Annotated in this window: 1 protein-coding gene; it reads left to right on the top strand. The window is 57.9% G+C overall.

Features of this window, described 5'->3' with window-relative positions:
* The coding region (locus SB765_RS29290; protein WP_410932444.1) for a class I tRNA ligase family protein at positions 1-278 on the top strand (278 nt) is incomplete at both ends.

Raw genomic sequence — 278 nt, 5'->3', positions numbered from 1 at the left:
CTCAGCGGCTTTAACCCGGCGACCGATCTGGTGAAACCGGAAGAGATGGTGGTGGTGGATCGCTGGGCCGTTGGTCGCGCTCAGGCGGCACAGGCCGATATCGTTGCCTCTTACGAGAACTACGATTTCCACGAAGTGATCCAGCGTCTGATGCAGTTCTGCTCACTTGAGATGGGCAGCTTCTATCTCGACATCATCAAGGATCGTCAGTACACCGCGAAAGGCGATGGCCTTGCGCGTCGCAGCTGCCAGACCGCACTGTGGCATATCGTCGAAGC

This window comes from Pseudomonas sp. SIMBA_067 (assembly GCF_046534675.1).
Lineage (GTDB): Bacteria > Pseudomonadota > Gammaproteobacteria > Pseudomonadales > Pseudomonadaceae > Aquipseudomonas > Aquipseudomonas putida.
The sequence above is the reverse complement of the archived record's forward strand: the minus strand, read 5'-3'. Positions and strand labels throughout refer to the sequence as shown.